Origin of the sequence: uncultured Sphingorhabdus sp., from assembly GCF_937872355.1 — a bacterium.
Lineage (GTDB): Bacteria > Pseudomonadota > Alphaproteobacteria > Sphingomonadales > Sphingomonadaceae > Sphingorhabdus_B.
The window spans coordinates 1-3,727 of sequence record NZ_CALMSV010000050.1 but is presented as its reverse complement, the minus strand read 5'-3'; the positions used below and the strand labels follow the sequence as shown (position 1 = coordinate 3,727).

Below are 3,727 nucleotides of genomic sequence, written 5' to 3'. Positions count from 1 at the left end.
CACCAGGCGTCTCGCAAGGTATGGATATCGTTGATGCCTTTTCGAGTCCGACTCTCACACTTCGAAGAAAACCGTCTCCCTCTGTCCTTGAAGGCGGATTGTGATGTGAAAGGCGGCATCATCGATCTTTTCTGCGATAAGCGTAGCACGCTCATCACTCGACAGGAGAGCCAAGATCGGGTCTTCATCATTAGAGACTTCATCTGCGAAATAGATTCTCGTGTATAATCTGCGGTTCAATCCCTTTCCAAAGATGGAAAGCGCAACGTGAGGCGCCTGTAAGATCCCTGCGGATGTCGGAACACGACCCGGTTTCACAGTGTGAAATGTGAAGGAGCCAGACTCATTGCAGTGGGTGCGGCCAAAGCCCGTGAATGATGACTTTCGTGGGTTGATTTGTGCACCTACAAAATTGCCATTTCCATCAGGCTGCCAGAGTTCGATCATACCATCAGGGATGGCATGATCATCTCCGTCGATGAGCGTTCCCGAAATTGAAATGCGCTGTCCCACAGCATCGTCGGTGGCGAGGTTCCTTCCAAAAATAGGAGGGATCGTTTGATAGTCGTCTGGCGTCAGGCAGTAGGCATAGAAGGGACCGACTGTCTGAGATGGTGTGATCGTCATCGGGGCTTCAATGCGCATGAGTTTCCTCGAAATAGTTCCCGTTTCGGCCCCGCAGAACAATGTCAAAGCGGTAAGTTAAGCCCCATTCAGACTGTGTAGCCTCAAGATCGAGCGAAGCCACCATTCCTCTCTTTGAGAAATCCGGCGCTGCATTATAGATGGAGTCATATCTGAGCAGGGGATCGCCCTCGAAGTAGAGTTGGGTGACCAAGCGGCTCAAAAATGACGGCCCGAATAAAGAGATGTGAATGTGGCGTGGACGCCAGACGTTGTGCAGTCCCACGACCGGATAAGCACCAGGAATAATCGTAATAAATGAATATGAGCCGTCGCTTCCGGTAACGGTACGGCCAGCGCCCGAAAAGTTTGGGTCAAGGGGTGCTAAGTGCTGATCTAACTTATGAATATAGCGACCAGCTGCGTTCGCCTGCCAGATTTCCAATAGTGCGTTTGGAACGCCGCGGCCGTCTTCATCGATAACACGCCCCGTAATTCGAATGCGCTCTCCTATCGGCTCTCCGTCATGCTGACGAGTCAGATCCGAGTCTTCTGGACGAACACTTTCGTGTCCATACACAGGCCCGGACAACTCCGTAGCAGTCTGCGGAATATATCTTAAGGGCCGGGATGGAGCGCGCTTTCTGGTAAAGATGTAGGCCGGCGTATCATAAGGCGGATGCATGCCGACGCTATCGGAGGGATATTCCGCCGGCACTTCGGGCCAGCCGGGGAGGAACAAGGCCATGAGCACTTACCTGTTCATATAATCTAAACACTGTTCAATAAGCTAGAACACTTTTTCTTGCCCGTCAACGCCGTCCCGAGTTGCAGGCCGTCGTCTAAGAGGCTGCCCCAAAAAGAGTTGAGTGATTTCAGCCAGTTGTGATTCCTTCGGATTTGCAAAGATTCGATGGAGAGCACGATGGCCTGGACTGAAACCACCCGGCGGCAATATGAGCGTCAGACGAGCCGATATGCAAGCGATGTTACGGATCGCGAATGGGGATTTATAGCTGGCTTCATGCCCGCACCTCGCCGTCTCGGCCGTCCCCGCAAGACCGACTTGCGCGAGGTTGTGAACGCGCTTCTCTATATCGCTTCAACAGGGTGCCAGTGGCGAATGCTGCCCAAGGATTTTCCACCCTGCTCTACGGTGCAGCGATATTTCTATGAGTGGCGGGCGATGGATCTTTGGTCACGGATCAACCACCACCTCGTTATGGAGGCCCGGGAACTGGAGGGGAAAGATGCCTCTCCGACGGCGGGCGCCATCGATAGCCAAAGTGTCAAAACGACCGAAAGTGGTGGTATCCGGGGCTTCGATGCGGGCAAGAAAATCAAGGGTCGCAAGCGCCACATTGTTGTCGACACGCTTGGGCTGATGGTCGGCCTCATGGTACACAGCGCCGATATCCAGGACCGCGACGGTGCTCCCGATCTCCTCAAATCCATTCGCAACCGCTGGCCATGGCTCCTCCATGTCTTTGCCGATGGCGGCTATGCGGGCGAAAAACTGAAGAAACGGCTGCAGAAAATCGGCAAATGGACGATCGAAATCATCAAGCGCTCTGACCAGGCCAAGGGTTTTGAGATCCTGCCCCGCCGCTGGGTCGTCGAGCGCACATTCGCGTGGCTTGGCCGATGCCGAAGGCTGGCAAAGGACTTCGAAAAATCCATCGCTTCAGCAGAAGCCTGGATATCCATCGCCCACATCCGCCTGCTCACCAGGCGTCTCGCAAGGTATGGATATCGTTGATGCCTTTTCGAGTCCGACTCTGAGAGGACTATGGCTCAGAAGTCCAATTCGCCACAAGGCACAGTACAAACGGTCTCAAAAGCGCTTGCCTTACTTGAGCTATTCACGACCGATGTTGAATGGCTTGGGGTACGCGAAATCGGAAGAATACTCGATATTAACAGCGCTACAGTTCACAATCTGCTTCGCACCCTCGCCAGCTCAGGTTTCGTTGAGCAGCATCCTGAGACTCGAAAATACCGGCTCGGGCGCGCCCCCGTTCGGCTTGCCGGAACTAAGCTCGCCCCGTTAGATCTGGGGAAGGGTTGCTCGCCCCACATGAAGGCTCTGATGGAAAAGACGGGGGAAACGGTAACCCTTTCTGTCTTGCACGGTTCGGAGCTTCTTTACCTCGCGAAAAACGAAAGCACCGAACCGATGCGTGTTGCTTCTCGCGTCGGCGGCAGTGCCCCTTTGCATTGCTCTGCAAACGGAAAAGCCCTGCTTGCGTTCATAGAAGAGGCGCAACTGTCCCAGCTCCTTTCGCAACCCCTCAAGCGCTTCACATCGGAAACTATCGTTGATTCGTAAGCGAAGCTTTGTCCCCATTTGATTGATGGGTTTCCCCTCGGTTTGTGGTCTGCGATTCTTGGTTGTTCAGGCAGCCAGGAGGAGACTGAGGGCGATGGAGCTATCGGGCGAGGAAGCCGAAGCCGACGGTTTTGTAGGGAAGCTTGCGCGCCGTACCCGTTCTGGAGGCCGGTTGTGGTCTGCGGAGACCAAGGGGCGCGCTGTTTTCGAGACCATGAAGCCTGGCGCCCGCGTATGTGATGTCGCACGGCGTTATGGTGTCAAGGCCCAGCAATTGACGACGTGGCGCAGATTGGCGCGTGCCGGCCGGATCGCATTGGTCACGGACGAAGCGGCGGATTTCGTGTCGATCGAGTTGAGTGATCCAGCGGCGTCAGGCAAGAACGAGGGGCCTGTCGAGATTACGATTGGCAAGGTTTCGGTTCGCCTGGACGCGGACGTGTCAGCGGTGCGGATCGCGGAGATCGTGACCGCGATCGAGCGCGGCGCATGATCATTCCGGCGCAGGGACTGCGGATTGTGCTTGCTGTACGTCCTGTCGATTTCCGGTGCGGGCACGACGCGCTGGCCGGCCTCGTGCAGAACACGCTCGGGCTCGATCCGCATTCGGGCCTGATTGTGGTTTTTCGTTCGAAGCGCGCCGACCGGCTGAAGGAACTGGCAATCCTCGAGGCTGGCTGCCCCGTCAACTCGACGGTGATGGGCGCGCAAGTTCATGCGCCGCTGCGCATGACCGACGAGATCATCGACATGTTCCTGAAGCTGCCCGAGCTT

General features: G+C 55.6%; 6 protein-coding genes. 4 read left to right on the top strand and 2 right to left on the bottom strand.

The genetic code is table 11. The annotated features are described in order from the left end of the window. Window positions 1–54: 54 nt before the first annotated feature. Both pcaG and pcaH read right to left on the bottom strand, forming a co-directional pair. Window positions 55–645, bottom strand: coding sequence for a protocatechuate 3,4-dioxygenase subunit alpha (pcaG, locus tag Q0239_RS02440; RefSeq protein WP_051796746.1), 591 nt, complete (start codon window positions 643–645; stop codon window positions 55–57). Further along, window positions 635–1,372 carry a protocatechuate 3,4-dioxygenase subunit beta gene (gene pcaH / locus Q0239_RS02435; protein WP_298597852.1) on the bottom strand — a complete coding sequence of 246 codons (738 nt, stop codon included), beginning with the start codon at window positions 1,370–1,372 and terminating at the stop codon, window positions 635–637. Before pcaH ends, pcaG begins: the two co-directional genes overlap by 11 nt. 177 nt (window positions 1,373–1,549) lie before the next feature. Between pcaH and Q0239_RS02430 the strand changes: the two genes are divergently transcribed. The 4 genes from Q0239_RS02430 to tnpB form a co-directional block, all read left to right on the top strand. Continuing rightward, the gene (locus Q0239_RS02430; protein ID WP_127601122.1) at window positions 1,550–2,383 is read left to right on the top strand and encodes an IS5 family transposase; all 834 of its coding nucleotides are present in this window, start codon (window positions 1,550–1,552) and stop codon (window positions 2,381–2,383) included. A 30-nt stretch (window positions 2,384–2,413) separates the two neighbouring features. After that, window positions 2,414–2,953 carry an IclR family transcriptional regulator gene (locus Q0239_RS02425; RefSeq protein ID WP_298597845.1) on the top strand — a complete coding sequence of 180 codons (540 nt, stop codon included), beginning with the start codon at window positions 2,414–2,416 and terminating at the stop codon, window positions 2,951–2,953. 94 nt (window positions 2,954–3,047) lie between these two features. After that, complete coding sequence (locus Q0239_RS02420) at window positions 3,048–3,446, top strand: transposase (RefSeq protein WP_024585272.1); 399 nt, start codon at window positions 3,048–3,050, stop codon at window positions 3,444–3,446. Then, window positions 3,443–3,727, top strand: a 285-nt coding sequence (gene tnpB / locus Q0239_RS02415) for an IS66 family insertion sequence element accessory protein TnpB (protein WP_298597840.1), incomplete at its 3' end; no start/stop codon positions are given. The genes Q0239_RS02420 and tnpB, both read left to right, overlap by 4 nt.